Source organism: Kitasatospora sp. NPDC022785, from assembly GCF_055561295.1.
Window position 1 is genome coordinate 1 of sequence record NZ_JBVHHB010000005.1, and the last position, 24,492, is coordinate 24,492.

At 71.8% G+C, this 24,492-nt stretch carries 24 protein-coding genes and 1 pseudogene; 14 read left to right on the forward strand and 11 right to left on the reverse strand.

The window, feature by feature from the left end; genetic code table 11:
• Nucleotides 1-383: 383 nt before the first annotated feature.
• The 3 genes from ACZ3YO_RS10025 (at nt 384) to ACZ3YO_RS10035 (ending at nt 4,452) form a co-directional block, all read left to right on the forward strand.
• A complete protein-coding gene (locus ACZ3YO_RS10025; protein WP_465567247.1) occupies nt 384-2,984 on the forward strand; it encodes a terpene synthase family protein in 2,601 nt (866 codons plus the stop codon).
• A gap of 162 nt (nt 2,985-3,146) precedes the next feature.
• Complete coding sequence (locus ACZ3YO_RS10030) at nt 3,147-3,947, forward strand: VOC family protein (protein ID WP_465567250.1); 801 nt, start codon at nt 3,147-3,149, stop codon at nt 3,945-3,947.
• A 16-nt stretch (nt 3,948-3,963) separates the two neighbouring features.
• The gene (locus ACZ3YO_RS10035; RefSeq protein ID WP_465567253.1) at nt 3,964-4,452 is read left to right on the forward strand and encodes a DinB family protein; all 489 of its coding nucleotides are present in this window, start codon (nt 3,964-3,966) and stop codon (nt 4,450-4,452) included.
• A gap of 126 nt (nt 4,453-4,578) precedes the next feature.
• Here ACZ3YO_RS10035 and ACZ3YO_RS10040 read toward each other — a convergent pair whose 3' ends face one another.
• Nucleotides 4,579-5,283, reverse strand: a complete 705-nt coding sequence (locus ACZ3YO_RS10040) for an ArsR/SmtB family transcription factor (protein WP_465567255.1) — start codon at nt 5,281-5,283, stop codon at nt 4,579-4,581.
• Nucleotides 5,284-5,348: 65 nt separating this feature from the next.
• On the opposite strand from ACZ3YO_RS10040, the gene ACZ3YO_RS10045 reads away from it, so the two are divergent.
• Genes ACZ3YO_RS10045 through ACZ3YO_RS10060 form a run of 4 tightly spaced genes read left to right on the forward strand, consistent with a single transcriptional unit; the run spans nt 5,349 to nt 7,789 of the window.
• Nucleotides 5,349-5,555: a hypothetical protein gene (locus ACZ3YO_RS10045; RefSeq protein ID WP_465567258.1), complete on the forward strand. Its 207-nt coding sequence runs from the start codon at nt 5,349-5,351 to the stop codon at nt 5,553-5,555.
• Nucleotides 5,552-6,364 carry an isocitrate lyase/PEP mutase family protein gene (locus tag ACZ3YO_RS10050; protein WP_465567261.1) on the forward strand — a complete coding sequence of 271 codons (813 nt, stop codon included), beginning with the start codon at nt 5,552-5,554 and terminating at the stop codon, nt 6,362-6,364. The genes ACZ3YO_RS10045 and ACZ3YO_RS10050 overlap by 4 nt, the downstream gene beginning before the upstream one ends.
• A gap of 55 nt (nt 6,365-6,419) precedes the next feature.
• The gene (locus tag ACZ3YO_RS10055) at nt 6,420-6,797 is read left to right on the forward strand and encodes a PadR family transcriptional regulator (RefSeq protein WP_396324038.1); all 378 of its coding nucleotides are present in this window, start codon (nt 6,420-6,422) and stop codon (nt 6,795-6,797) included.
• Complete coding sequence (locus ACZ3YO_RS10060) at nt 6,794-7,789, forward strand: hypothetical protein (protein WP_465567264.1); 996 nt, start codon at nt 6,794-6,796, stop codon at nt 7,787-7,789. The genes ACZ3YO_RS10055 and ACZ3YO_RS10060 overlap by 4 nt, the downstream gene beginning before the upstream one ends.
• A gap of 166 nt (nt 7,790-7,955) precedes the next feature.
• Here ACZ3YO_RS10060 and ACZ3YO_RS10065 read toward each other — a convergent pair whose 3' ends face one another.
• The 4 genes from ACZ3YO_RS10065 to ACZ3YO_RS10080 form a co-directional block, all read right to left on the reverse strand.
• Complete coding sequence (locus tag ACZ3YO_RS10065; protein WP_465567267.1) at nt 7,956-8,417, reverse strand: carboxymuconolactone decarboxylase family protein; 462 nt, start codon at nt 8,415-8,417, stop codon at nt 7,956-7,958.
• A gap of 62 nt (nt 8,418-8,479) precedes the next feature.
• The gene (locus ACZ3YO_RS10070; protein WP_465567269.1) at nt 8,480-8,731 is read right to left on the reverse strand and encodes a hypothetical protein; all 252 of its coding nucleotides are present in this window, start codon (nt 8,729-8,731) and stop codon (nt 8,480-8,482) included.
• Nucleotides 8,732-9,171: 440 nt separating this feature from the next.
• A complete protein-coding gene (locus tag ACZ3YO_RS10075; RefSeq protein WP_465567272.1) occupies nt 9,172-10,131 on the reverse strand; it encodes a hypothetical protein in 960 nt (319 codons plus the stop codon).
• A 363-nt stretch (nt 10,132-10,494) separates the two neighbouring features.
• Entirely contained in the window at nt 10,495-10,617 is a 123-nt protein-coding gene (locus ACZ3YO_RS10080; protein WP_465567275.1) for a hypothetical protein, read from the reverse strand.
• 99 nt (nt 10,618-10,716) lie between these two features.
• Here ACZ3YO_RS10080 and ACZ3YO_RS10085 point away from each other — a divergent pair, with 99 nt between their 5' ends.
• Nucleotides 10,717-11,643 (forward strand): NADP-dependent oxidoreductase, encoded by a 927-nt coding sequence (locus ACZ3YO_RS10085; RefSeq protein ID WP_465567278.1) that lies wholly within the window; start codon nt 10,717-10,719, stop codon nt 11,641-11,643.
• A 164-nt stretch (nt 11,644-11,807) separates the two neighbouring features.
• On the forward strand, nt 11,808-12,752 hold the full coding sequence (locus ACZ3YO_RS10090; RefSeq protein WP_465567281.1) for an AraC family transcriptional regulator: 945 nt from the start codon (nt 11,808-11,810) through the stop codon (nt 12,750-12,752).
• A gap of 172 nt (nt 12,753-12,924) precedes the next feature.
• On the opposite strand, the gene ACZ3YO_RS10095 is transcribed toward ACZ3YO_RS10090, so the two are convergent.
• Together ACZ3YO_RS10095 and ACZ3YO_RS10100 are read right to left on the reverse strand one after the other, a co-directional pair.
• Complete coding sequence (locus tag ACZ3YO_RS10095; protein WP_465567284.1) at nt 12,925-14,313, reverse strand: MFS transporter; 1,389 nt, start codon at nt 14,311-14,313, stop codon at nt 12,925-12,927.
• The gene (locus ACZ3YO_RS10100) at nt 14,310-15,545 is read right to left on the reverse strand and encodes an aminotransferase class V-fold PLP-dependent enzyme (protein ID WP_465567287.1); all 1,236 of its coding nucleotides are present in this window, start codon (nt 15,543-15,545) and stop codon (nt 14,310-14,312) included. The genes ACZ3YO_RS10095 and ACZ3YO_RS10100 overlap by 4 nt, the downstream gene beginning before the upstream one ends.
• Here ACZ3YO_RS10100 and ACZ3YO_RS10105 point away from each other — a divergent pair.
• Both ACZ3YO_RS10105 and ACZ3YO_RS10110 read left to right on the forward strand, forming a co-directional pair.
• A complete protein-coding gene (locus tag ACZ3YO_RS10105; RefSeq protein ID WP_465567289.1) occupies nt 15,544-16,983 on the forward strand; it encodes an aminotransferase-like domain-containing protein in 1,440 nt (479 codons plus the stop codon). The genes ACZ3YO_RS10100 and ACZ3YO_RS10105 overlap by 2 nt on opposite strands.
• Before the next feature lie 111 nt (nt 16,984-17,094).
• Entirely contained in the window at nt 17,095-18,240 is a 1,146-nt protein-coding gene (locus ACZ3YO_RS10110) for a hypothetical protein (RefSeq protein WP_465567292.1), read from the forward strand.
• A 202-nt stretch (nt 18,241-18,442) separates the two neighbouring features.
• On the opposite strand, the gene ACZ3YO_RS10115 is transcribed toward ACZ3YO_RS10110, so the two are convergent.
• Nucleotides 18,443-19,348 carry a LysR family transcriptional regulator gene (locus ACZ3YO_RS10115; protein ID WP_465567295.1) on the reverse strand — a complete coding sequence of 302 codons (906 nt, stop codon included), beginning with the start codon at nt 19,346-19,348 and terminating at the stop codon, nt 18,443-18,445.
• Nucleotides 19,349-19,478: 130 nt separating this feature from the next.
• On the opposite strand from ACZ3YO_RS10115, the gene ACZ3YO_RS10120 reads away from it, so the two are divergent.
• The gene (locus ACZ3YO_RS10120) at nt 19,479-20,384 is read left to right on the forward strand and encodes a DMT family transporter (RefSeq protein WP_465567298.1); all 906 of its coding nucleotides are present in this window, start codon (nt 19,479-19,481) and stop codon (nt 20,382-20,384) included.
• A gap of 72 nt (nt 20,385-20,456) precedes the next feature.
• Here ACZ3YO_RS10120 and ACZ3YO_RS10125 read toward each other — a convergent pair whose 3' ends face one another.
• Nucleotides 20,457-20,771, reverse strand: a complete 315-nt coding sequence (locus ACZ3YO_RS10125; RefSeq protein ID WP_465567300.1) for an FtsX-like permease family protein — start codon at nt 20,769-20,771, stop codon at nt 20,457-20,459.
• A gap of 162 nt (nt 20,772-20,933) precedes the next feature.
• On the opposite strand from ACZ3YO_RS10125, the pseudogene ACZ3YO_RS10130 reads away from it, so the two are divergent.
• Both ACZ3YO_RS10130 and ACZ3YO_RS10135 read left to right on the forward strand, forming a co-directional pair.
• Nucleotides 20,934-21,083: pseudogene (locus ACZ3YO_RS10130) on the forward strand (response regulator transcription factor); the annotation flags it as partial.
• Between the two features lie 1,446 nt (nt 21,084-22,529).
• Nucleotides 22,530-22,769, forward strand: coding sequence for a GntR family transcriptional regulator (locus ACZ3YO_RS10135; protein ID WP_097240127.1), 240 nt, complete (start codon nt 22,530-22,532; stop codon nt 22,767-22,769).
• 398 nt (nt 22,770-23,167) lie between these two features.
• On the opposite strand, the gene ACZ3YO_RS10140 is transcribed toward ACZ3YO_RS10135, so the two are convergent.
• A complete protein-coding gene (locus ACZ3YO_RS10140; RefSeq protein WP_465567304.1) occupies nt 23,168-24,016 on the reverse strand; it encodes a JmjC domain-containing protein in 849 nt (282 codons plus the stop codon).
• A 77-nt stretch (nt 24,017-24,093) separates the two neighbouring features.
• Entirely contained in the window at nt 24,094-24,339 is a 246-nt protein-coding gene (locus ACZ3YO_RS10145) for a DUF397 domain-containing protein (protein WP_097237081.1), read from the reverse strand.
• Between the last annotated feature and the right edge of the window lie 153 nt (nt 24,340-24,492).

Sequence of the window (24,492 nt, forward strand, 5' to 3'; positions counted from 1 at the left end):
CCTTCAACCGCGACCCCAAGTAACCGCCGTGACAGCGCGGGCCGCGTCCCGCAACCCGCTCCGCCCCAGGGCGGCGTACTCCGACACCGCGTCGGTGTACGCCGCCCCGTCGGCGTCCGGGGGGAAGAGTCTCCAGGGGCAGGGCGTCCCGGGGATGAGTGTCCGGGGAGTGGTGTCCCGTCGTACGGGTGATCCAGTGGCCGGCGGGGATTTGGGCAGGTGTTCGAGTCAATGGGCCTATCTCATATGACTGTTCCCGTTCGTCGGTGGAGATCGTTGCGCAGGGGTAATGCTGAGCCGACCGGGTGGCGGGTGCTGAGAGGACCGCGGTGTGCTTCGCCGTGCCGGTCGGCCTCCTCGACACGTCCAGAAAGGCTCGCCCGGTGACTCAGCCGTTCGAACTGCCCTCCTTCTACGTGCCGCACCCGGCACGCCTCAACCCCCATCTGGAGGAGGCCCGCACCCACTCCACCGCGTGGGCCCGTGAGATGGGGATGCTGGAGGGCTCGGGGATCTGGGACCAGGCCGACCTGGAGGCGCACGACTACGGCCTGCTCTGCGCGTACACCCACCCGGACGCCTCCGCCGAGGCGCTGTCGCTGGTCACCGACTGGTACGTGTGGGTCTTCTTCTTCGACGACCACTTCCTGGAGATCTACAAGCGCACCAACGACCGTGAGGGCGGCAAGGCCTACCTGGACCGGCTGCCGCTGTTCATGCCGGCGGACCCGTCCACACCGATGCCCGAGCCCACCAACCCGGTCGAGGCGGGGCTGGCGGACCTCTGGCGGCGGACCGTGCCGACGATGGGCGAGGACTGGCGGATCCGGTTCGCCGAGAGCACCCGCAACCTGCTCAACGAGTCGCTCTGGGAGCTCGCCAACATCAACGCGGGCCGGATCGCCAACCCGGTCGAGTACATCGAGATGCGCCGCAAGGTCGGCGGCGCGCCGTGGTCCGCCGGGCTGATCGAGTACGCGGCCAACGCCGAGGTGCCGCAGGAGGTTTCGGGCTCGCGGCCGCTGCGGGTGCTGATGGACGCCTTCTCGGATGGCGTCCACCTGCGCAACGACATCTTCTCCTACCAGCGCGAGGTCGAGGACGAGGGCGAGCTGAGCAACGGCATCCTCGTACTGGAGACCTTCCTCGGCTGCTCGACCCAGGAGGCCGCCGAGGCCGTCAACGACCTTCTCACCTCGCGGCTCCAGCAGTTCGAGAACACCGTGTTCACCGAACTCCCGGCGCTGTTCGCCGAAACCGGGCTGGACCCGGCGGGCTGCGCCAAGGTGCTGGCCTACGTCAAGGGCCTCCAGGACTGGCAGTCCGGCGGCCACGAGTGGCACATGCGGTCCAGCCGGTACATGAACGACGGCGGGGCGGCCGCCAAGACGGCCGAGAGCAACTGGTGGGACCCGTACGCGATCGGCGGGGTCGGAACGTCCGCGCTGGACGTGCTCCGGCCCGGCCCGGAGCGTGCATTCCCGGGCGGGCTCGGCGAGTTGGGATCGCTGAGCGGCGCGTTCGGGATCAACACGCTGGACGGTACGCCCGGGTCGCCGGGCGGCGTCGACCCGGCGGTGCGGCGGGCCCGCTCGCACAGCCACGTGCCGTTCCAGCGCGTCGGACCTTCCCAACTGCCTGAGTTCAAACTCCCTTTCAGCGTCGACCTGAGCAGGCACCTGGACACTTCGCGGCGCAACACGCTCGCGTGGGCCGAGAAGATGGGCATGCTGGAGGCGCAGCCGGGCCTGGCCCACTCGGACATCTGGACGGCCGAGAAGGTCGCCGACTACGACTTCCCGCTCTGCTCGGCCGGAATCCACCCGGACGCCACCGCCGACCAACTCGACCTCACCTCGGCATGGTTGACCTGGGGCACCTACGGCGACGACTACTACCCGGTGGTGTTCGGGCGCTCCCGCGACCTGGCCGGCGCCAAGCTCCTGACCGCACGCTTCTCCGAGTTCATGCCGGTCGACGGCGGCCCGGCGCCGGAGCCGGTGAACGCCCTGGAGCGCGGCCTCGCCGACCTGTGGGAGCGGACCGCCGGGCCGATGGCCGCCGACGCCCGGCGGAAGTTCCGCACGGCCGTCGAGGACATGGTGGAGAGCTGGGTCTGGGAGCTCAACAACCAGGCGCAGCACCGGATCCCCGACCCGGTCGACTACATCGAGATGCGCCGCAAGACCTTCGGCTCCGACCTCACCATGAGCCTCTGCCGGCTGGCCCACGACCAGTCCGTCCCGCCCGGGATCTACGAGAGCGGGCCGATGCGCTCGCTGGAGAACGCGGCCGCCGACTACGCGTGCATGATGAACGACCTGTTCTCGTACCAGAAGGAGGTCGAGTACGAGGGCGAGGTGCACAACGCGGTGCTGGTCGTGCAGAACTTCTTCAACTGCGACTACCCGGCCGCCGTCCGCATCGTCGACGACCTGATGCACTCGCGGGTGCAGCAGTTCCAGCACGTGGTGCAGAACGAGTTCCCGGTGCTGTACGACGACTTCGAGCTGGGGCCGGAGGGCCGGGCGCTGCTGGACGGGTACGTCAAGGAGCTGGAGAACTGGCTCGCGGGCATCCTGATCTGGCACCGGGGCTGCAAGCGGTACACGGAGGACGACCTGAAGCGGCACTTCGGGCGGGAGGGGCTCTCGCCTGGGCCCGCCGTGGCGGAGGCGGCGGCGTTGGGGCCGAAGGGCCTGGGGACGTCGGGGGCGCGCGTTGCGGTGGCGGCGGCACCGGCGGGTGGGGGCGTCGGGGCGGGTGTCCCCGCGGGCGTCCCCGCGGGCGTCGGTGCGGGTGTCGGTGTGGCCGAGGCGGCGCCGCGGCCGGGGCTGGTCCCGTCCGGGCCGGCCGGCTTCGGGACGGCGGGGGCGCGGGTGCCGTTCACCGCGGCCGTTCCGGCTGGTCCGGCCGCTTCCGCCGTTCCGGGTATTCCGGGTGTTCCCGGTGTTCCCGGCGGTGCGGTGGGTGCGGCCGGGTAGCGGCTGCTCGCTCCGGGACGGCCCGCCGGTGGGTGCACCGGCGGGCCGTCGCCATCGGCGAGGTGACCCAGGCGTAGCTCGGGGCGCGGCCGGGCGGGGGACTGGCTACTGTGGCGAATCGGGGCAAAACGTCACCAATGCCACAAGAAGAGGTGCAGAGACATGGCCGCGCTACCCGAGGGCACACCCTGCTGGGCCGACGCGATGTTCGCCGACCTGGACGGCGCCAAGGCGTTCTACGGCGACGTGCTCGGCTGGACCTTCGGCGAGAGTTCGTCGGAGTTCGGCAACTACACGACGGCGTACTCCGACGGCAAGGCGGTCGCCGCCGTCGTGCCGCCGATGCCGGGCGAGGACGCGCCGCCGTCCGCCTGGTGCCTGTACTTCGCCTCGCCCGACGCCGCCGCCACCGCGGAGGGCATCCGCGCCAACGGCGGTGAGGTCCTGATGGGCCCGATGCAGGTCGGCGACTTCGGCACCATGGTGATCGGCAAGGACCCGGGCGGCGTCACCTTCGGCGTCTGGCAGGCCGGCAGCCACAAGGGCTTCGAGAAGCAGGGCGCGCCCGGTGCGTACACCTGGGCAGAGGTGCTCACCCGCGAGCCCGGCAAGGCGGACGGGTTCTTCCCCGCCGTCTTCCCGTTCACCGTCAAGAAGATGGACACCGACGAGGTGGACTACAAGATCTTCCACGTCGACGGCCAGCCCGTCATCGGCCGGATGAAGATGGGCCCGGAGGACCTCCCGCCCGAGGCGCCGTCCTACGTCAGCGTGTTCTTCGCCGTGGGTGACTGCGACGCGACCGTCGCCAAGATCACCGAGCGCGGCGGACAGGTGTACGCCGGTCCGATGGACAGCCCGTTCGGCCGGTTCGCGGCGGTCGGCGACCCGCAGGGCGCGGCCTTCGGCATCATCGACCTCGGCACGACGTCCGGGGACATGCCCGTCCTGGCGGACATCTGATGCGCGGGGTGGCCCGGTGAGCAGCGAGCGGACCGACCTGCTGGAGACGCTGGACAAGCACCGCGGCTTCCTGCGCTACACCGTCCGCGACCTCACCGACGAGCAGGCCGCCCGGCGCACCACCGTGAGTGCGCTGTGCCTGGGCGGCCTGATCAAACACGTCATGGGTGTCGAGAGCCGGTGGATGCGGTTCGCGACCGGCGGTGCGGAGGCGATGCGGAGCGAGCCCGTCGACTGGGAGGGCCAGTTCCGGATGGCGGACGGCGAGACGCTGGCCTCGCTGCTCGCCGCCTACGAGCGGGTGGCGCACGAGACCGACGAGCTGATCTCAACCCTGCCCGACCTGGACCTCGCCCACCCGCTGCCGGAGGCGCCGTGGTTCGAACCGGGCGCGAGCTGGTCGGTACGGCGGGTCCTGCTGCACATCATCGCGGAGACGGCGCAGCACGCCGGGCACGCGGACATCATCCGGGAGTCGCTGGACGGGGCGAAGACGATGGGGTGAGGGGCCGGCTCCGGCGTTGGCTCCGGGGCCGGCTGTCGGGCTCCCGGGGCCGGCGCTCGGGCCCGGCCGCAGGGGCCGGCGCTCGGGCGGCGAGCCCTCAAGGGCGGTTGTCCCGGGTGAGCCCTCTCACGCGAGCTGGAGACCGAGCAGCTCGTGCAGAGCCCGGTCGCCGTCCGCCGTCACCCGCAGGGCCCGGCCTGAACCGATCCGCTCCACCCAGGCCCGGTCCAGCGCCGTCCGGCACAGTGCAGCACCGAGCGCCCCGCCGAGGTGGGTGCGGCGCTCCGTCCAGTCCAGGCAGCCGCGCACCACCGGGCGGCCGCCGCCGTGCCCCGCCCGGGCGGGCAGCTCGATGCCGGCGCCGGCCAGCCACTCCCGCCCGCGCTCGGTGACGGCGAGCCCGGCGTCGTCCGCCACCAGGCCACGGGCCAGCGCGGCGTCGGTGACGGCCACGCCGAGGCGGCCGGCCAGATGGTCGTAGCAGGTCCGGGCGCGGGCCTCGGCGCTCAGCCGGGTGGACTCGCGCAGATTGCGCGGGGCCCTGGCGGGGGCCGTCGCGGTGGCCGCGGTCTCCGCGAAGACGGTGAGGTCCTCGATCAGCGCCGCCGCCTCCGGGCCGGCCAGCCGGACGTACCGGTGGCGCCCCTGGCGCTCCTCGGCCAGCAGGCCGCCGGCGATCAGGCGGGACAGGTGCTCGCTGGCCGTGGACGGCGCGACACCGGCGTGCCGGGCCAGCTCGCCGGCGGTCCAGGCCCGGCCGTCGAGCAGGGCGGTGCAGAAGGCGGCGCGGGTCGGGTCGGCGAGCAGTCCGGCGAGCTGGGCGAGTGGCATGGGTCCATGGTGCCCCGGGCACGGTTCGGCCGGGGCCGAAACGTTCCGCTCCTACCGTGGCGTGCATGAGCACCCCGAGTACCTCCGAGCCTGCCGAGACCTCCGAGCCTGCCGAGACCTCCGAGGCCTCCGAACAGGCCACTGATCGTGGCTTCGAGCGGCACTCCGCGCGGGCCGCCACCGTGGTCGCGCGGGCCCGCGTCGCCGAGTCGGCGTACCACGCGGGCCCGGTGGGCGACCTGCGCCCCGTTGCGGAAGAGGTCGGGCCGTGACTCCGTTCGCCGCGCTCCACCACCGCCCCGGCGAGCCGCTGCTGCTCCCCAACGCCTGGGACCACGCCTCCGCCGCCGCCCTCGCCGAGCAGGGCTTCGCCGCGATCGGCACCACCAGCCTCGGCGTGGCCGCGGCCGCCGGTCTGCCCGACGGCGCCGCCGCCACCCGCCGGGAGACCGTCCGGCTCGCCCGCCGGCTCGGGCGCGGGCGGTTCCTGCTCACGGTCGACGTCGAGTCCGGATTCTCCGACGATCCAGCCGAAGTAGCCGATCTGGCAGCAGAGTTGGCTTCGTTCGGGGTGGCCGGAGTCAACCTGGAGGACGGCCGTGCGGACGGGACGCTCGCGCCCGTCGCCGTGCATGCCGCGAAGGTCGCGGCCGTGAAGGCCGCCGCCCCCGACCTCTTCGTCAACGCCCGCACCGACACCCACTGGCTCGGGACCGCCGACCCCGGGCGGGAGACCGTCCGGCGTCTCGCCGCCTACCAACAGGCGGGCGCGGACGGCGTGTTCGTCCCGGGGCTGGCCGACCCGGCGGCCATCGAGGCGCTGGTCGGGCGGCTCCGCGTCCCGCTCAACATCCTCCACGGCCCGGCCGGCCTGCCGCTGAGCCGGCTCGCGGACCTCGGCGTCGCCCGGGTCAGCCTCGGGTCGCTGCTCTACCGGGCGGCGCTGGCCGCCGCCGTGCAGACGGCGGTGGCCGTCCGGGAGGGCGGGGCCGGACCCGTGGCGGGCGCGGTGCCGGCGTACGCGGCGGTCGCGGCGCTGCACCTCGACGACGCCGCGGGAGGGGGTGCGAGCGGCATCTGACGAGCCAATAGCTAAACCATCGACATATCCCAATGATTGACCTATGCTCCCGATCATGGGAAACCGTCAACTACAGGAGCCGACCAGGCTCGTGCTCACCGCGCTGGCCGACGCCCCGCGGCACGGCTACGCCATCGTCCAAGAGGTTCTGGCCATCTCCGGCGGCCGGACCAAGCTCCTCACCGGCACCCTCTACACCGCGCTGGACCGGCTCCTCCAGCAGGGGCTGATCCGGATCGACCACGAGGAGGTCGTCGCCGGGCGGCTGCGTCGCACCTTCGCCCTCACCGAGGACGGCCGCGGGGTGCTGGCCGAGGAGACGGAACGCCTGCGCGCCGGGGTCGTCGAGGCCGAGCGCCGGCTCGCCCTCGGCCGCCGCCCCGGCCTCCAGGCGAGCTTCATGCGGCTCGCGCCGGCCGGGGGTGCGGCATGAGCGCCTCCTCCCCCCACCTCGGCACGCCCACCCGGCTCCCGCTGCTCGGCCTCTACCCCGCCAAGTACCGGGCCGCGAACGGCGAGGAGATCGTCGCCGTCCTCGCCGAGTCCCTCCAGGGCGCCGACCGCCGCACGGTGCTGCGCGAATGGGCCACCGTCGCCGCGCACGCCGTCCGGCTGCGCACCCGGCTCAGCTCCAGCGACCCGGCCGGCCGGTTCCTCGCCGGCGCCGCACCGTTCCTGCTGGCCGGCGGGGCGGGCCTGGCCATGGTCCACCTCCTGCTCGGGCTCTTCCTGCCCGACCAGTTCGGCGACGAGGGCCACCCCGCCGCCCGGGTCGCGGTGGGGGCGGCGCAGACCGTTCCGTGGATCCTCGCCCTGGTCTCCGCGGGATCCGGCCGCTGGGGAGCGGCCCGGCTCCTCGTCCTGGCCGGCACCCTCGTGCGGACCGCGGCCGCCGCGGCCTTCTTCGCCCACGAGAGCCTGGCGCTGTTCCAGTACCTCCCCCTGGCCGGCTTCTGGCTCCTCCTCGGCGCGCTGCTCCTCGCCCCGCCGGACGGCATCGACGTCACCCGTCGTGCCCGCTCCGAGATGGTGGCCACCGCGCTCGCACTCGCCCTGCCGATGGGCGCGATCGCCGTCATCTGGCCCTGGCCGGAGGAGGGCCTGGCTGTCGACCACGTCTTCTCGGACGCCAACCGCACCCTGCTGGACGTGTCCACCGCCTGGCCGGCCGTGGTGATGAGCATCGCCCTGCTGCTCAACCTCGCCCGCCGCGACACCGACCGCGTCCGCGCCGCCGGAGTCGCGCTGGCCGTCCTGCCCTGGACGGTCATGCTGGCACCGCCCTACTACTGGCGGCCGCCGTTCAGCGGGCCCGACCTGCTGCGCAACCTGCTCGTCGTGGTCGGCCTGCTGGTCCTCACCGCCACCGTGGCCGCCACCCGTCACCGGGTCGCCGCCTCGACGGACCCGGTCGAACCGGCCTGATTGTTTCCACGGCCCGGCCGTTGCGCCGGTCCGACCGTGCCGGCGGCCTGGCCGTTGCGCTGGTCCGACCGTGCCGGCGGCCCGGCCGTGCCGGCGGCCTCCCCGCTCCCGGGCCTCGGCCCGAGCGGGAGGCCGGTGGTGTTCCGGCGGCTGCCAGGTGGCGGCGTCAGTGGGCAGCGCGCTCGTCGGTGCCGGGGATCTTGGCGGTGCTGAGGGCGATGCGGTTCCAGGTGTTGATGGTGAGGATCATGGCCAGCAGGCGGGCCAGTTCCTCCTCCGTGAAGTGGGCGGCGGCGAGGGCGTAGACGTCGTCCGGGACACCGCCCTGGCCGATGAGCGTGACGGCCTCGGTGAGGGCGAGGGCGGCGCGTTCCTGCGCGGTGAAGAAGTGGCCGGCGTCCTTCCAGACGGCGATCATGTGCAGCCGCTCCTCGCTCTCGCCGGCCTTGCGGGCGTCCGAGGTGTGCAGGTGGAGGCAGTAGGCGCAGCCGTTGAGCTGCGAGGCGCGGATCTGCACCAGCTCGACGAGGGCCGGGTCGAGGCCCTCGCGGGCGGCGGCGTCGAAGCCGATCAGGGCCTTGAAGGCCTTCGGGGCTGCGGTGGCGAAGTTGATGCGGGGGTTCGTCATGACCACGAATCTATGGGCTGACAGACCGGTGGAAAAGGGCATTTCCAGGGTGGAAGCATGGGTCAATTCCGCGTGAGGGTGAGGAGTTGCTCGTCCGGGCCGAGCGTCCGGCCGCGGGCGAAGGCGGCGTCGAAACCGCCGGCGCCGAGGCGCTCGCGGGCCCGCTCGGCGGCGCGGTCCACGTCGACGCGCTCGGCCCGGGGGAGCGGGGAGCCGACGGAGCCGGGGAGGGCGGCGGCCGTGCCGAGCAGGGCGGCGGCCTCGTAGTCCCCGGCGATCTCGGCGAGTGCGCCGAACTGCTCGGAGGCCTTCAACTGGCCCCAGCGGTCGCCGAGTTCGGCGTAGAGAGCGGCACTCCGGGCGGCGTTGCGGCGCAGCTCCTCGAGATCGCCCCGGTAGAGGGCCAGGGTGGCGCGGGTGCTGAACGCGGCGGTCCACTTCGTCCACGACTCCCTGAACGCGGGCGGGACGGCGTTCGAGGTGGTGGACTTGGCGCTCGGCCCCTTCGCGCCGTAGTCAGCGTCCGGTATCCCCGTGATCCCGCGATCCCACGGTCCCGTAGTGAGAAGCCGGCTCGCGAACCGCCGCCTGGAGCAGCCCGTAGCGGTAGTCCGTACGGGCGAGGGCCCCGACTGGGTGAGCAGTCGGGGCCCTCGTGGGGTGTTCTCGACCGGCGGCACAAAGGCCCTGGGGATCGGCTGTCGTCCTCGCACCGGTGGGCTGCCGGTGGATCGCCGACAGTCGTGACCCATGGTCAGTCGAACAGCCGCGCGCTGTCGCCCCCGAGCCACTTGTCGCTCACGATGGTGTCAGGGGGAACGACCTCCGGATAGCGGTCCGCGAGGTATTCCTGCTGGACCTCCTCGCCGGTCCTTCGATCCGCGACGGTCTTGACGCCGCTCAGCTTCATCTTTTTCAGGGTCCCGATGGACTCCCCCAGGATGAGGGCGTTGAACGCCTTGATCGCCTGAGCGGATTGCTGAACGCTGTCACGACTGACGATCCCGCGGTTCACGTTGATCATCGTGTTGGTGTACATGGCGCGCGGGTCCCGTCCGACGAATTCACGGCTGGCGTCACCGATGCTGTCGAAGAACAGGTCTGCCGCGCGCTCCGGCCAGCATTCGGTGATGATCCTGAAGGCGACAATCAGCCCCGTGGCGCTGGAATGGCACTGCTTTCCTTTGCTCACCAGTCGGAGGATCCGCTCCTCCTCGATGGGCCATTCGCCGACCAGCTGCTGCAACTGGTCGGCGGTGAGGCGCCCACTGGTCCAGCGCGTCCAGTGGACGCCGGCGGTACGGTTGGAGAGGATCTTCAGCGCCGCCCCGTAGACGTTGGCATTGCTCTGCTTCATGTCGGTGATCTGTGCGACGAAGTCGCCCGCGGTGCGGATGCGGCCGCCGTCGATTGCGGCGAAGGTTTCCGGGTCGAGGTTATACGTGACCTGCGCGATGACGGTCATACCGGTCTCGATGAGTGCGGCGGCGCGGTGCTGACCGTCGATGAGGCAGCCGTGTGAGTCGAGGGCGAATCCCTGATGCGTCGTGCGGAACTGTCCACCGCGCAGAATGCTCTTGAATTTGTCGATGTTGGACCGCTTCAGGGGGACGCGATTGCACGTCCTCTTCTCCATCCATCCTGAGCACTTTTCGGGCGTTACCTCGATGATCTCACTGTAAACGGGCAGATTCTTGCCAAGGTCCCTGGTCACGGCGCCGTCCCTCGAATGTGCATGCCGAAGCTCCTGCAGTCCCGCGGATCGCGCGCCTCTCTGCGCGTCCCACTCCGGGCACGTTAGGAGGAGGAGGTGTGGCTGGCGGCGGATGTCGCAACTTGGCCAGCATTTGATCATTTGGTCATAAGAGCCGACGTCTCTGGCCCGGCTTTCGACCGGATCTCTCTCGCGATGCCGGCCGTGCGGCGGGCCCGCGCATGCTCGCCCCGAAGCCGTCGAGGACCAAGGCGCTGGGCCGTCCGGTGTGCGGCGGTGTCCTTCTCGGACGGTGGTCCAGGACCGGTACCGACTCCAGGGTCACGGTGCTCGCTGTATCGAGCGAGGCGAGGTCCTTCCAGGTCAGGGGCGTTGGCGTCGACCGAGCGGCGGGAGCTCGATCGAGGCGACCGCGATGCTCGAGGGGCCGGCCTCGGTCAGGCGGCCGAGGCGCTCGTCCGGCGAGACGATCGGACATCTTTCCAAGACTGAAGGATATTCAGAGGATCGCTCGACCTTCCTAGAGTTGAGGACATCAGAAGCCGACCCGGCAGCGGGCCGGACGATCCGGAAGGAAGAACTCCCATGCGCGCAGTCATCCAGAAGTCCTTCGGCGGCCCCGAGGTCCTCGAGACGGTCGAGACCGAGCGTCCCGCCCCGCTCGGCGGCGAGGTGCTCGTCCGGGTGCACGCCAGCGGGGTCAACCCGGTTGACCTGGCAGTCCGTTCGGGTGCGTACCCGCTGCTCGGCGAGCCGCCCTACGGGGTCGGCTGGGACATCTCCGGTGTGGTCGAGGAGGTCGGCCCCGGGGCGCGGTTCAAGGTGGGTGACGAGGTGTTCGGAATGCCCTTCTTCCCCCGCGCCGCCACCGGATACGCCGACTACGTCGCCGTGCCGTCCCGGCAGGTGGCCCGCAAGCCCGCCACGCTCGACCACGTGCAGGCCGCCGCCATCCCGCTGGCCGCCCTCACCGCCTGGCAGGGTCTGGTCGACGCGGCGCAACTGTCCGAGGGGCAGCGGGTGTTGATCCACCGCGCGGCCGGCGGTGTCGGCCACTTCGCGGTCCAGATCGCGAAGGCCCGCGGCGCCCACGTCATCGCTCTCGCCAGCGAGCCCAAGCACGAGTTCCTGCGCGGCCTGGGCGCCGACGAGGTCATCGACTACCGGACCGTCGACTACACCGAGGTGGTGCGCGACGTCGACGTCGTCTTCGACTCGTCCTCCGAGGGGACCCGCGCCCTGTCGGTGCTGCGGCCCGGCGGCACCCTGGTCAGCATCATGGAGCACTTCAGGCTGGACCTGGCGGCCGAGATCGAGGCGGCCGGGCGGAAGTTCGCGGGCGTCTCGGTCGAGCCCGACTACGCCTCGCTGGAGGCGATCGCCGCCCTCGTCGACGCCGGCCGGATCCGTCCGCACGTCGCCGAGACCTTCCCGCTCGACGACGCAGCCAAGGCCCACGAGCTGGTCGGCTCGGGGAGGGTGCAGGGCAAGGTCGTCCTCACCGTCGCCTGAACGGGACGGGGATGGACGGGAGCGGTGCCGGACGGGATCCGACGGGGGTGGGTCCCGTCCGGCGCCGGACAGCGGTGGGGGAGTGGCGTGACGGGGGTGGGTGAGTGGCGGGGCGGGGGCAGGGTCCTAGGGTAGGGCCGAGAACGGTGAACGGGGGGAATGCCATGGACATCCTGACCGAGGCGCTCGGCTCCATGAGGACCGGACACCCCACGTCCGTCCGTACCGAGGGCCGCGCCCCCTGGGGGCTGCGTCTGCCCCCGGTCGCGGGCGCCGGCTTCCACGTCGTGCTGCACGGCACGTGCTGGCTGATCCCGCTCGGGTGCGCCTCCAGCCAGGAGCCGATCGCCCTCAGCCCCGGCGACGTGGTCTTCCTACGGGACGGCAGCGGCCACGTCCTCGCCGACCACCCCGCGACGCCCGCCGAGCCGGAACGGCCCGACCAGTACCGGCCGAGCACCCCGATCGGCACGGTCACCCTCGGCGGTGACGGCCCCCGGACCAGCCTGCTCTGCGGCAACTACCACCTGGACCAGGGGCGCCCGCACCCGCTGGTGCGCAACCTGCCCGAGGTCATCCACCTGGCCACCGGGCAGGGACGGCACCCCGAGCTGACCGCCGCCGTCCAACTCCTCGGCGCCGAACTGGAGAACCCCCGGCTCGGATCGACCGGGATCGTCCCCGCGCTGATCGACTCGCTGCTGCTGTACATCCTGCGCGCCTGGTTCGAGGACCAGCCCACCGTGACCGCCGTCGGCTGGGCCGCCGCCCTCAGCGACTGCGCCGTCGCCCCGGCCCTGGCCGCCATCCACGAGACCCCCTCGACCCCGTGGACCGTCGAGTCGCTGGCAGGCCGGGTCGGCCTCTCCCGCGCCGCCTTCGCCCGCCGCTTCACCAACCTCGTCGGCGAACCGCCGATGGCCTACCTCACCCGCTGGCGCCTCACCACCGCCGCCCGGCTCCTCCGTGAGTCCGAGGCCCCGCTCACCTCCATCGCCACCCAGGCCGGCTACGGCTCCGAGTACGCCTTCGCCAAGGCCTTCAAGCGCGAGTACGGACAGGCCCCCGGCGGCTACCGCCGCGACACCCGCGACACCCGCGTGGCCTGACCGGCCTGGGCCACGTCGTCCTCACCGTCGGCCTCGTCCTCTTCTTCACCCTGCTCGGCAAGCGCCTCAAGGCGACGGAGCCGGCCGCGGTCGACAAGGTCTGAGCAGCAGCCGGCGCCGCTCGCGGAGCGCCGGAGGCCCCGGCCGCCTGAGCTGCCGGGGCCGCCCAGGGTCACGGGACGCCGGCCGGCTCCGCCGCCACCGGCAGGGCCTTGAGCCGGCTGACGGGGGAGAGGACCAGCCCGATCACGACGAGGGCGGAGGCCGCGGCCGCCACGGTCAGCGCGTTCTCCGCACCGATCCGGCCGGCGAGCACGCCGGCGGACAGGCCGCCGAGGGCGCCACCGCCGAACAGCAGGGTCCGGAACGCCGCCGTCATCCGTCCCATCATCGCCTGCGGGGTGAGGGCCTGGCGCAGGCTGACGATGATGACCCCGGCCACGCCCAGCCCCAGGTACGTGGTGAAGAAGGACAGCACGAACATCGTGATCACCACCGGCCGGGGCCCGGCGGCGACGGCGATCAGAGTGGGCCCGAGCAGCAGCGCCGACTGGGCGATCAGATAGACCCGGCCGAGCGGGAACCGCGCGATGACCCTGCGGGAGACGAGCGCGCCGATCAGCCCGCCCACGGAGGCCGTCGCGAAGACCGCGCCGAGCGTGGCCGAGCCGAGGTGGAGGTCGTTGGTGCCGTGCAGCAGGAACATGGTCCAGACGGTGACCATGGAGAAGTTGCAGCAGAAGCCGACGAGCGCCAGGGCCCGCAGGACGCCGTCGCGCATCACCCAGCCCAGCCCGTCCCGGAGTTCGCGCACCAGGTGCCGGTCCGCGGCCGGCTCGGGGCGCGGCTCGGGGGTGCGGATCAGCAGCAGCGACACGAGGGACAGCGCGTACGAGCAGGCGTCCACGACCAGGGCCACGGGTGCGGTGAGCGCCGACACCAGGAGCCCCGCGAGCCCGGGCCCGGCAACGTCGGCGGCGGAGGAACTGGTGCCCATCCGGGCACTGGCCTCCACGTAGTGCTCGGGCTTGCGCACCAGCACCGGCACGTACGACATCCAGCTCACGTCGTAGGCCACCGACGCGATGCCGACGGCGCAGGCGATCACCAGCAGGACGGTCAGGTCGAGGGCGTGCCACCAGTACAGCAGCGGGACCAGCGCGACGAGGACCAGCCGGACGAGGTTGGCGCCGACCATGACGGGCCGGCGCCGCACCCGGTCGGTCCAGACCCCGATCAGCAGGGCCAGCCCGAGGTACGGGACGAGCTGCAGGAAGCGCAGCAGCCCGACCTGCTCGTCGGTGGCGTGGAAGGCGCGGATCGCCGTCAGCGGCAGGGCGAGGTTGGTGACCTGGGTGCCGAGCAGCGAGACCGTCTCGCCGAGCCAGAACTTGAGGAAGTCGCCGTTGCGCCACAGGCTCTCGGGTGGCGCCGGCGCCGGCGCAGGATCAGCGGTGGCGGTGGCGGTGGCGGTGGCGGTGGCGGTGGCGGTGGCGGTGGTGTCGGGGCCGGGGTCGGGGGCGCTGCCGGCCGGAGTGGGTCCGGCCGAAGTCGCGGTCATCGGGCTCCTCCCGCCAGCTCGGCGACCGTGCCGGCCACCGCGTCGACCTCGTCCTCGGTGTTGTAGTAGTGCGGCGACAGCCGCAGGCACCACTCCACGTCCTTGTCGGCGAAGTCGAACTGCGCGAACTCCCGGAAGCTCAGCGCCGAGTTGATCCCGCGCGCGTCCATCGCCGCCTTGAACGGCCGCGGCTGCCACCCGTCGATCGCGAAGGTGACCAGTGCGGCGGGGGTCGGACCACCGTCGAGCACCCGGACGCCGGGCAGCCCGGCCAGGTGCGAGCGCAGCCGCCCGGCCAGGGCGGGGGTGCGCCAGGAGATGGGCTCGATCCCCACCCGCAGTGCGTAGCGGACGGCGGCCGCGCAGCCGAGCACGGTGGCGTAGGGGAACTCCCACTCCTCGAAGCGGGCCGCGGTGTCGACCGCCCGGTAGGTGTCGGGACCGGTCCAGCGGGCGCCGTACATGTCGATGAACAGCGGCTCGTAGCCGGCCGCGAGCACCCGGTCGGAGACGTACAGGAAGCCCGAACCGCGCGGTCCGCGCAGGAACTTGCGACAGGTCGCGGTGAGCAGGTCACAGCCGATCCGCTCGACGTCGATCGGGTACTGGCCGACCGACTGGCAGGCGTCGACCAGGTACAGCAGGTCGAGTTCGCGGCAGTGGCGGCCGATCTCGGCCACCGGTTGGACCAGGCCGGAGTTGGTCGGCACATGGGTGACGGCGACCAGCCGAGGGCGTCGGGCGCGCATCAGCGCGGCCATCGCCTCGACGTCGACGCCGCTGCCGTCCGGGCGGTCGGGCGCGTGGACGACCTCCACGCCGTGGCGCCGGCGCAGTGCGAGGAAGGCGATCTGGTTGGAGATGAAGTCGTTGCGCGTGGTGAGGACGACGTCGCCGGGGCGGAAGTCGATCGCGGACAGGGCCTTGGTGTAGGCGTGGGTGGCGCTGCCGGCGAAGGCGATGTTGCCGGGCCGGGCGTTGATGAGCTCGGCGACCGAGGCGTGGAAGTCGGCGACCTCGGCGGCCCGGGCCGCCGAGGCCTCGTAGCCGCCGATGGCGGCCTCAAGGCTCAGGTGGTCGAGCATCGCGCTGAGGACCGGACGGGCCATCAGGCCGCAGCCTGCGTTGTTGAAGTGGATCACCGAGTCGCAGCCGGGGGTGTCGGCCCGCAGGGCGGCGATGTCGAGGAGCGGTTCCGTCGCTGGCGCGAAAGCGCTATCCTGGTTCTTCATGTCTGACGGTAGCAGTACTGAGACCTTGGTGGCGATCCTCCGGGCGGAGATCGCCGCACTCACCCCGGGCGACCGGCTACCCAGCAGCCGCGACCTGATCGCCCGTCACGGGGTCGGACCGGTCACCGTGTCCCGTGCGATCGCGCTGCTCGCCGCCGAGGGAGTGGTGGTCACCCGCCCCGGCAGCGGCACCTACGTCGCCGCCCGTAGAACGCCCCGCGGCGACACCGCGCCGGACACCTCCTGGCAGTCCGTCGCACTGGCCGGCCGCGACCACGATCCCGGCGCCGATCCCGGCGCCGAGTCGTCCGTGGCCGACGGAGCGTCAGAGCCTCTGCCCGCCGGGACCATCACGCTCTCCGGCGGCTACCTGCACGAGAACCTCCAGCCCACCCGCGCGCTCGGCGCCGCCCTCGCACGCGCCGCCCGCCGGCCCGACGCCTGGCACCGCGCCCCTGCGGCCGGCCTGGCGCCCCTGCGCGCGATCTTCGCGCGGCAGGCCGGCAGTGGCGTGAGCCCCGAGGACGTACTGGTCACCGGCGGTGGCCAGGGCGCGCTCTCCATGCTGTTCCGCGCCGTCGCCGCGCCCGGCAGCCCGGTGCTGGTCGAGTCGCCCACCTACCCCGGGGCGCTCGCCGCCGCCCGCGCCGCCGGTCTGCGTCCGGTACCCGTCCCGATCGACGACGACGGGGTCCGGCCCGACCTGCTGGCCGACGCCTTCGCCATGACCGGAGCCCGGCTGTTCTACTGCCAGCCGACCTTCCACAACCCCACCGGCGCCGTGCTCGCCACCGAACGCCGCCACCAGGTCGTGGACGTGGCCCGGGCCGCCGGAGCGTTCCTGATCGAGGACGACTTCGCCCGCCACCTCGGCCACGGCCGCCCGGTGCCGCGCCCCCTCGTCGCCGACGACCGCGACGGCACCGTCGTCCACCTGACCTCGCTGACCAAGCCGGCCTCACCCAGCCTGCGGATCGGCGCCCTGATCGCCCGCGGCCCCGTGATGCGGCGCCTGCAGGGGATGCGACTGGTCGACGACTTCTTCATCGCCCGCCCGCTCCAGGAGGCGGCCGTCGAACTGCTCAGCACCCCCGCCTGGGACCGCCACCTGCGGGCCCTGGCCACCGCGCTGCGCGAGCGCTGCACCGTCCTGGCCGACGCGCTCGCCCGCGAACTCCCCGACTGGACCCTCGCCCGCATCCCGGCCGGCGGCCTCCACCTCTGGCTCCGGCTCCCGCCCGCGCTCACCGACACCGCAGTCGCCGAAGCCGCCCGCGCCCACGGGGTCTCCGTCAACGCCGGCCGACGCCACTTCCCCGCCGAAGCACCCGCCGCCCACCTGCGCCTCGGCTTCGCCGCCGCCGCCGACCCCGCCGACCTCGCCACCGCCGCCCGCCGCCTCGCGACGGCCGCCCACACCCTCGCCCCCTGCGGGTGAGCCGCCTGCGGGCCGGCCACCGTTGTCGGCCGCTTCCGGTATCAATGGGCGCGGAAGCGGTCACCGGCCACGGCCGGGGCGGAACAGACGCAACAGGGGGCGGGGAAGCGAGTGACCGATCAGGAGGTGTTCGTGCTGGGTGACGACCTGCACGCCCTGGAGCCGACCGCGTTCGAGACGGAGGCGGAGTTCCAGGAGTTGCTCGCGCGCCACCCGCGGGTGCTGGACTTCGGTGCGCTGGCCGACGGCCGGCCGCTGCGTCTGGTGCTGGTGGCACGGGAGATGGGTGTCCCGACCAGCGCGGACGGCGGCCCGGCGTACCGGCTGGACCACCTCTTCGTCGACGCCGACGGCGTCCCGACGCTGGTGGAGGTCAAGCGCGCGAGCGATACGCGCATCCGGCGCGAGGTGGTGGGCCAGATGCTGGACTACGCGGCGAACGGCGCGCGGTACTGGCCCGGCGCGCTGCTCCGGCGCTCCTTCGAGGAGACCTGCCGGGCGGACGGCCGGGAGCCGGACGACGCGTACCGGGACCTGCTCGGCGACCGCTCCCCGGAGGAGTTCTGGACGACCGTCGAGGAACGGCTGGCCGCCGGGCAGATGCGGCTGCTGTTCGTCGCGGACCGGATCCCGCTGGAGCTGAGGGCGATCGTCGAGTTCCTCAACAGGCAGCTGCGGCAGACCGATGTGTACGCGGTCGAACTGACCCAGTACGGCGGCGGCGGAGACCTCCGCGTCCTCGTCCCGCGCATCCACGGCGAGGTCGCCACGGCGGCGAAGTCGCCCTCCCGCCGCGGCATCACGCAGCGGACCACGCGTGCCGACATGGACGCGGCGATACGGGCCCGACTCGCCCCGGGGCCACGGCGGATCGCGGCCGCACTGCTCGACCACGCCGCGGCCAACGGCCGCCTGGAGGGCGGCACGGCCAAGTACCCGAGCATGTCCGTCTACTATCCCGCCGCCGGCCGGCAGGTGCCGGTCTGGACGCTCTCCCTGTACGACGGCCCCGCGAAGGAGGACCTCGCCTTCAGCTTCGGATCGATCACCCACCACCTCGGCGCCGACCGCGCGGCCGCCTTCGCGGCGTCCCTGCCGGCCGTCCCCGGTCTGGCCGAGAAGCTGGAGGCGCAGCGGGGGAAGGGCTACAAGGGCTGGCCGTCGGCACCCCTGGCCGCCCTGGCGGCCCACGACGGAGCCGTCGAGGGGATTCTGGCCGCGATCCAGCAGCTCATGGACGCTCCGGAGGCGTCCTGACGAGACCGGTCAGGAACGCGCCCCACCCGCCTCGGGTGACCGGCCGTCATCGGCGCTGATGCGCACAGGACGCGGACGTGCGAAGGATCGGGCATCTCGACGGGGCCGTCCATCGAGGTCCGGACCTCGATGGACGGCCGGCGCGCGGTATGGCGGCCCGGAAGCCGGGGAAGGAGCCCCGGCGACGGAGGCCCGGGCATGCTCAGTGCTCGGTGGGTCGAGTGGCCGCGCTCCGCAGTGCGTCGAGCAGTCTGTGCAGCGCGGGTTGGGCGGATGACGGCTCCCGCACCGCTGCGTAGATCGCCCGCACCGGCTCCGGATTGCGGACCTCGCGCACGACTACGGCGGGATGGCGGTTGCCCAGTCCCATCTCCGGAATCAGGCTCACCCCGAGCCCGGCGGCGACGAATCCCTGTGCAGTGGCGTAGTCCCCGCTCTCGACGACGAAGTCCGGGCTGAAGCCGGCCGAGCCGCAGGCCTCCAGAACGGGGTCCAGACAGGGGCCCGGCTGGTCGCTGCCGACCCACGGCTCATCGGCGAGGTCGGTCAGGTCGAGCTCATGCTTCGCGGCAAGCCGGTGACCCGCGGGCAGGACGGCGACATACCTGTCGTCGGCCAGGTGCACGAACCGGATGCCGTCGACGGACACCTTGTCCCGTGGCCGGACCACGAGGGCCATGTCGGCCCGACGCTCCTTCACCTCCACCAGTGAATCCTCGGGATCACTCAGTCTGAGTTCGATCTGAACACCGGGCTGCTCGCGGCGGAGCGCTGCCACGGCGGGGGCCACCATCGTCGCCCCCGCCGAGGCGAAGTACCGGACCACCACCCGGCCCGTCCGCCCGGCCCGCAGCTCGGCGAGCGCGGTCTCCGCCTCGGCGACGTGTCTGCCGATGACGGCCGCGTACGCGGTGAGCAGCCGCCCGGCCTCCGTGGGCCGCACGCCCCGCCCGGTCCGCTCCAGCAGCCCGATCCCCGCCTCCTTCTCCAGCGCTGCCATCTGCTGGCTGACGGCGGAAGGCGTGTACCCGAGATTCCGCGCTGCCGCGGTGACCGATCCACTGGTGACCACAGCCCTCAGCACCTGCATACGCCGCATATCAAGCATGTAGAACAGCTTAACTCTGCATCCAGATCTTTTCGCTTGTCTTACGACGACCGGCGGGGCACCGTACGGGAAGGAACAACCCACCAGGAGGCGGACAGTGCTCAGCGGCTCACGCGGAACCCCCCTACGCATGGCCGTCCTGGCCCTGCTGTGGGGATCGGGCTTCCTCTGGATCAAACTCTCCCTGGCCGGCGGCCTGTCCCCGCTCCACATCACCGTCATCCGCTGCGCGCTGGGAGCGGGAGTGCTGCTGGTCCTGGCCCGCCCCGGCGTCCGGGGCCTCCCACGCGACCGCAGGACCTGGAGTCACCTCGTGGTGGCCGCCTTCTTCTGCAACGTCCTGCCGTTCTTCCTCTTCGGTATCGGCGAACAGAGCGTCGACTCGGGCGTGGCCGGCGTGCTGAACGCCACAACTCCCTTGTGGTCCTTGGCCATCGGGGTCGCGCTCGGCACGGAGCGCGGTATCCGTCCGGTCCGCCTCATCGGCCTCCTGCTCGGCTTCGCAGGTACGGTGCTCATCTTCGCCCCGTGGCAGAAGGCCGGCCTGACCGGCTGGGGCGTGCCGGCCCTGCTCGCCGCAGCCCTCAGCTACGCGGTGGCCTTCGCCTACATGGCCCGACACCTCATCGGCCGCCGGACCGCCCCGCTCGCCCTCTCGGCGGCCCAACTCCTCGCTGCGACAGGCCTGACCACCCTTGCCCTTCCCGCAGGCACCACGACCCCGTCCGCCCCCACCCTCACCGCGGTGGCCGCCGTCGCCATCCTCGGAGTCTTCGGCACGGGCATCACGTTCCACCTCAACTCCCGGCTCATCGCCGACGAGGGCCCCACCACCGCGGCGACCGTCGGCTATCTGCTGCCGGTGGTCTCGGTGGCCCTGGGCGCGATCGTCCTCCACGAACAGGTGAGCCTGCGCGTCATGACCGGCATGGCCCTGGTGCTCGTCGGCGTCGGGATGACGCGCACTCGGAAGTCCGGCCACGCCCGGTCCGGCGCCGAAGTGCCGCAGCAGAGCGCCGGCTCGGGCATCCGATGAAATCGACGACGCATGCCGATCACCCCGGCGGAAAGCCGACCGCCGATACGACCCCCGACTCGTAAGCGGCGATCACCAGCCGGGCGAGGTCGCGGGGACGAGGCATCGAGACCAGCACCCCAGGCCGGGATCAGGACCCTGCAGCCGTGCCCTTCGCTGTCCGCTCTGTCCGGTCATCGGGATGATGATCCGGTGCGCGACCATCCCGAGCGGCGCGCCGACGATCCCGCCGACCGCCCCGAGCGCGGCCACGGACGTCACCACCATGGCGATCACCTGGCGCGGCGTCATGCCGATCGACTTGAGCATCCCCAGGTCCTTGCGCTGCTCGCGGGTATTGAGGAGCACCGTGTCGAACACACCGAGGCTGGAGACGGTGATCAGCATCAGGGTGAGCGTCGACACCACGCTGATGACCCGCGCAGCGCCGGGATGAGCGCGGACAGCGCGACGAGTACCGGCATCCCGATCAGCACGACCGGATAGACCCACGTCGGGACGATCGCCTTGTCGATGACAAGATCGTTGCCGAAGAACGCCTGGTGCACCTCGAACGCCCAGATCGCCGAGGCGACGTTCATCAGCGGCGCGACCGTCAAGGCGTACGTGACGCGGCTGCCGGCGAAGCTCGATGCCCGCGACCGCGTCCACCCCGTCATCATCGCCTACGAGCACGGCCTGGTGTCGCCGACCGGATAGGTCCCGATGTCACGGCGAAGACGCCGCCCGAACCCAGAATCCCAACGGAGACCATGGAACGACGAAGGCCCGGACCGTCGGAACGGTCCGGGCCTTCTGCCGGCGGAGGATACGAGATTCGAACTCGACTTTTGCCGAGATTTGACCTGCGGCGATGCGGCAGATTTGGACAAAGGTGGAGGATCTGCATGTCAGTCGATGCCCGTTCGTGCCCCTGTGTGCGCCGCTGTGCTGACACGTCAGCACAGATGATCATGATTGCCTCAGGTCAGATTGAACGCTTCTCGCTGCGGCTGGCCGTTACAGCTAGTAGCGGTCGAGAGCTTCTCCACGGGGCGCGGGCTCGGCGTCCGTCGGCCCGGACGGCGCGCGTCGGGGCCTGAGAGCCATCTCGCCGGCCGCGCCTCGCGCGGTATGGGCTCGGCGAACAGGTGCGCGGGGTCGAATTTCCCAGTGAGGCGGAGCCGTGGAACAACGCCTCTAAACCACTCGCCCGGCCTTGCTCCCCTGACCTGGGGTATCAAGGCCGGGCGACACTCGGTAGGCAGACGGAGAAGCCCCCATCCGATCGGGTGGGGGCTTCTGTTTGGTCGGGCCGGGCGAGGTGCGGTCGGGCGAAGTCTTAGCGCGGCCGGGATGGAACCTGGAGCAGCTGTTGCACAGCAGATGCGCAGTTGGGGCAGGCGAACACGGACCATCCGGGCCCGCTGGCCCGCTCGATGGCGCCGACGACGGTCACGGCCGGGCCGGTGGTGTGGCACATGCGGCAGGCCGGCGGGATGCTTGCAGCTTTGGGTGCGGGGTTGTTCATCAGGCCACCGCTCCCGCGAGGGTGTGCGGTACGCCGCTCGTTACGGTGTCGAGCCAGTGAACCGGGTCCGGCAGGTCTAGCGCCGTGGCGAACGCTGCTGCTCGACGGTTTCGCTGGCGGGCGGCCTTGTCGGCGGCCTGCCGGGTGTAGGCGATGACGTGGGGTCGGATTGGCTCCCACCTTGGCATGAGCGTCCGTGCGACCACGTGCAGGGGGATCGGCTGCCGGATGCCGGAGCACAGGGGCAGGGTGTTCGCGGGACGCTGTGGGGTGCACTCGTCCCGGTCCCACGGCGCTCGGCGCTGTCCCACCAGGACGGGGCGGATCGGCTCGGGCTTGGGCTTTGGCGAGGGGCTGATCAGCGTGAGGGTCCGCCGGCGGACCGGGGACCAAGCTGAAGGCTTTGCCCGGCGGCCGTTACCTGGGGCGAGGAACAGTCGGAGTCGGGTCAGGATGCGGGCGATAAGCTCGATCACGTCGTAGCTCTCCAGAAGCTAGGGCCATGCCCCGGGACGTTGGCGCGTCGCCGGGGTCTTCTCATCTGTGACGGTAGCGACCCTGTATACCCCTGTCTATACCTAGCTGTGTACAGCGGGCTCTATGTGTGGTCCGGTGCTGCTGTGTACGGTTCCTGCGTGATTGAGTACGACCCCACTCGGCCCAAGTGGCAGCAGATCGCCGACGAGCTGCGGAAGCAGATCGAAAGCGGTGAGCTCGCCGAGAGCGCGCTGATTTCTGAGGTCAAGCTCGAACGAGAGTTCGGCGTGGCCCGCACGACGATCCGTAAGGCAACCGCCAAACTGCGGGACGAGAAGCTGATCATTACGACGCCTGGGATGGGCAGTTTCGTAGCCCCACGCACGGAGCAGGAGTAGCCCCTACCGGCGGTGCTGTGCCCGGTAGGGGCGTTCCCGGTCAGGGCAGTTGCGTCAGGAGTCGTCCGGACGTTCCCGGCGCTGGTAGGAACGGCTCAGCAGCAGCCGGGTGTACTCGGCTGCTTCGGGCGTGAGCTCGTCGTAGTAGGCGATCGGGTCCCCCTTGTACACCGTGTCCGCGGCGCAGCCGGCGCACCATTCCTTGCCGGTGTCGAGGTCCCGGATTGCTGGCTTGGCTCGCTTGCACCAGAAGCACTTGCCAACGAGCAGGGTCGCGGCGAGACATTCGGTACACCAGTCCTGCCGGCTCTCACGATCGTAGAAGCGCGGGCCCTCGGCGCCGCACCGATGGCAGGCTCGACGGTGCCGGCCGCGGGCGACGGACGACGGGTTGTCGGTCAGCGTCGCACTCCCAGCACTGCGAGCTGCTGGTGCATGTGGATCGGTGCGCCGGCCTGCTCGGTGTCGAGAGAGTCGAGGAATGCGCGGAGTGTGGTCCGGGCGTCCTCGACGATCCGCTCGATCGGGTGTGAGCTCAGCGCAGGTGGAAGCGCCGCGCGCAGTTCGGACCATTCGGCGGCCTGGTCGACGAGTTGCTTCAGCACCCAATGCCGAGTGAGTAGCTGCACGCCGAAGGTGATGTGCAGGGAGTGCTCGTCGCGCCCGGTGGCGCCGAAGTGGACCCAACCTCGGGGGATGTAGAGCACGTGGCCGGCGCTGAGAGTGATCGTGTCGGCGTTGTTGCGGACCTGGTCGAGCTGCTCCGAGGTGAATCCGACGGCGGTCCACCGGTGGCGGTCGAGGGGGTCCTCGACGATGGGTGGGTGCAGTCGCCATGTCTTCGAGCCCTCGACCTGAGCGAGCAGTACGTGATGCGTGTCCCAGTGGGGGCCGTAGCCGGTGGAGTCGGGCGGCGTCAGGTACACGTTCGCAGTGATCGGGTGGCCGAGCTCGGACGCGAGCTGGCGGGAAGCTTCGCGAAGTGGCGGCCAAGTGAGGTGTAGGCCGTTCAGCACGAGTGTGTCAGTGGGGTGGTCGGCGTCCGGTTGCGTGGGAGTGGGCGCACCCTGCCGCACCATGCCGAGTTCAATCGGCCGCAGTGTGGTGTCCGCGACGATGCGCCGAGCATCGTCGCGGTTGAACATCTCCGCGAGCCTGTCGCGGTCGACCGCGTAAGTGGTGGGCGCATCGGGCCATTGGGCGAGGAAACGCGACGGGTCCTCAACAAGCCTACTCAGGACGGACATTCGTTCTCCAGACGTGTCGGGCGGCCGGCTCCCCGCGGCTGCGCGCCGCCGCGGGGAGCCGGGAGGTTACCGGGCTATCAGGCGATCAGGTGGTCGAACTCGCCGGCCTTGGCGCCCTCGACGAATGCCTGCAGCTTGGTCCGCGTGGCGATCAGCGGCACCTGCGCCGGGTCGGTGGTGATGCCGATCGCGATCCGCCCCTCGGGGGTGACGGCGAGCCCGATGCTGTCGTCCAGCTGCTGCTTGTTGGAGCGGCTCGACTTGATCCAGTCGAGCCCGGGCAGCGACTCGGGGTTGTAGTTCGGGACGGAAACAGCGGTCATCTGTTCTCTCCGTTCGTGATCTGGTCGCGTGCAGGTACGCCCGCTGACCGGGGTGGTGGTGCCGTCCGGCCGGTGGCCGGTCGGGTGGTGCGAGGTGGTGCCGGTGCGCTTTCGGAGAGGTCGCAGCCGACACCGGTCCGCCCGTCGCTGTGC

What these genes read in the sequence shown, in the direction of transcription:
- ACZ3YO_RS10140 (WP_465567304.1), bottom strand. Translation starts at nt 24,016, where the DNA reads ATGTCCGTCCTGAGTAGGCTTGTTGAGGACCCGTCGCGTTTCCTCGCC.
- ACZ3YO_RS10105 (WP_465567289.1), top strand. Translation starts at nt 15,544, where the DNA reads ATGTCTGACGGTAGCAGTACTGAGACCTTGGTGGCGATCCTCCGGGCG.
- ACZ3YO_RS10125 (WP_465567300.1), bottom strand. Translation starts at nt 20,771, where the DNA reads ATGCTGATCACCGTCTCCAGCCTCGGTGTGTTCGACACGGTGCTCCTC.
- ACZ3YO_RS10085 (WP_465567278.1), top strand. Translation starts at nt 10,717, where the DNA reads ATGCGCGCAGTCATCCAGAAGTCCTTCGGCGGCCCCGAGGTCCTCGAG.
- ACZ3YO_RS10145 (WP_097237081.1), bottom strand. Translation starts at nt 24,339, where the DNA reads ATGACCGCTGTTTCCGTCCCGAACTACAACCCCGAGTCGCTGCCCGGG.
- ACZ3YO_RS10090 (WP_465567281.1), top strand. Translation starts at nt 11,808, where the DNA reads ATGGACATCCTGACCGAGGCGCTCGGCTCCATGAGGACCGGACACCCC.
- ACZ3YO_RS10095 (WP_465567284.1), bottom strand. Translation starts at nt 14,313, where the DNA reads ATGACCGCGACTTCGGCCGGACCCACTCCGGCCGGCAGCGCCCCCGAC.
- ACZ3YO_RS10065 (WP_465567267.1), bottom strand. Translation starts at nt 8,417, where the DNA reads ATGACGAACCCCCGCATCAACTTCGCCACCGCAGCCCCGAAGGCCTTC.
- ACZ3YO_RS10045 (WP_465567258.1), top strand. Translation starts at nt 5,349, where the DNA reads ATGAGCACCCCGAGTACCTCCGAGCCTGCCGAGACCTCCGAGCCTGCC.
- ACZ3YO_RS10120 (WP_465567298.1), top strand. Translation starts at nt 19,479, where the DNA reads ATGGCCGTCCTGGCCCTGCTGTGGGGATCGGGCTTCCTCTGGATCAAA.
- ACZ3YO_RS10115 (WP_465567295.1), bottom strand. Translation starts at nt 19,348, where the DNA reads ATGCTTGATATGCGGCGTATGCAGGTGCTGAGGGCTGTGGTCACCAGT.
- ACZ3YO_RS10030 (WP_465567250.1), top strand. Translation starts at nt 3,147, where the DNA reads ATGGCCGCGCTACCCGAGGGCACACCCTGCTGGGCCGACGCGATGTTC.
- ACZ3YO_RS10040 (WP_465567255.1), bottom strand. Translation starts at nt 5,283, where the DNA reads ATGCCACTCGCCCAGCTCGCCGGACTGCTCGCCGACCCGACCCGCGCC.
- ACZ3YO_RS10055 (WP_396324038.1), top strand. Translation starts at nt 6,420, where the DNA reads ATGGGAAACCGTCAACTACAGGAGCCGACCAGGCTCGTGCTCACCGCG.
- ACZ3YO_RS10060 (WP_465567264.1), top strand. Translation starts at nt 6,794, where the DNA reads ATGAGCGCCTCCTCCCCCCACCTCGGCACGCCCACCCGGCTCCCGCTG.
- ACZ3YO_RS10100 (WP_465567287.1), bottom strand. Translation starts at nt 15,545, where the DNA reads ATGAAGAACCAGGATAGCGCTTTCGCGCCAGCGACGGAACCGCTCCTC.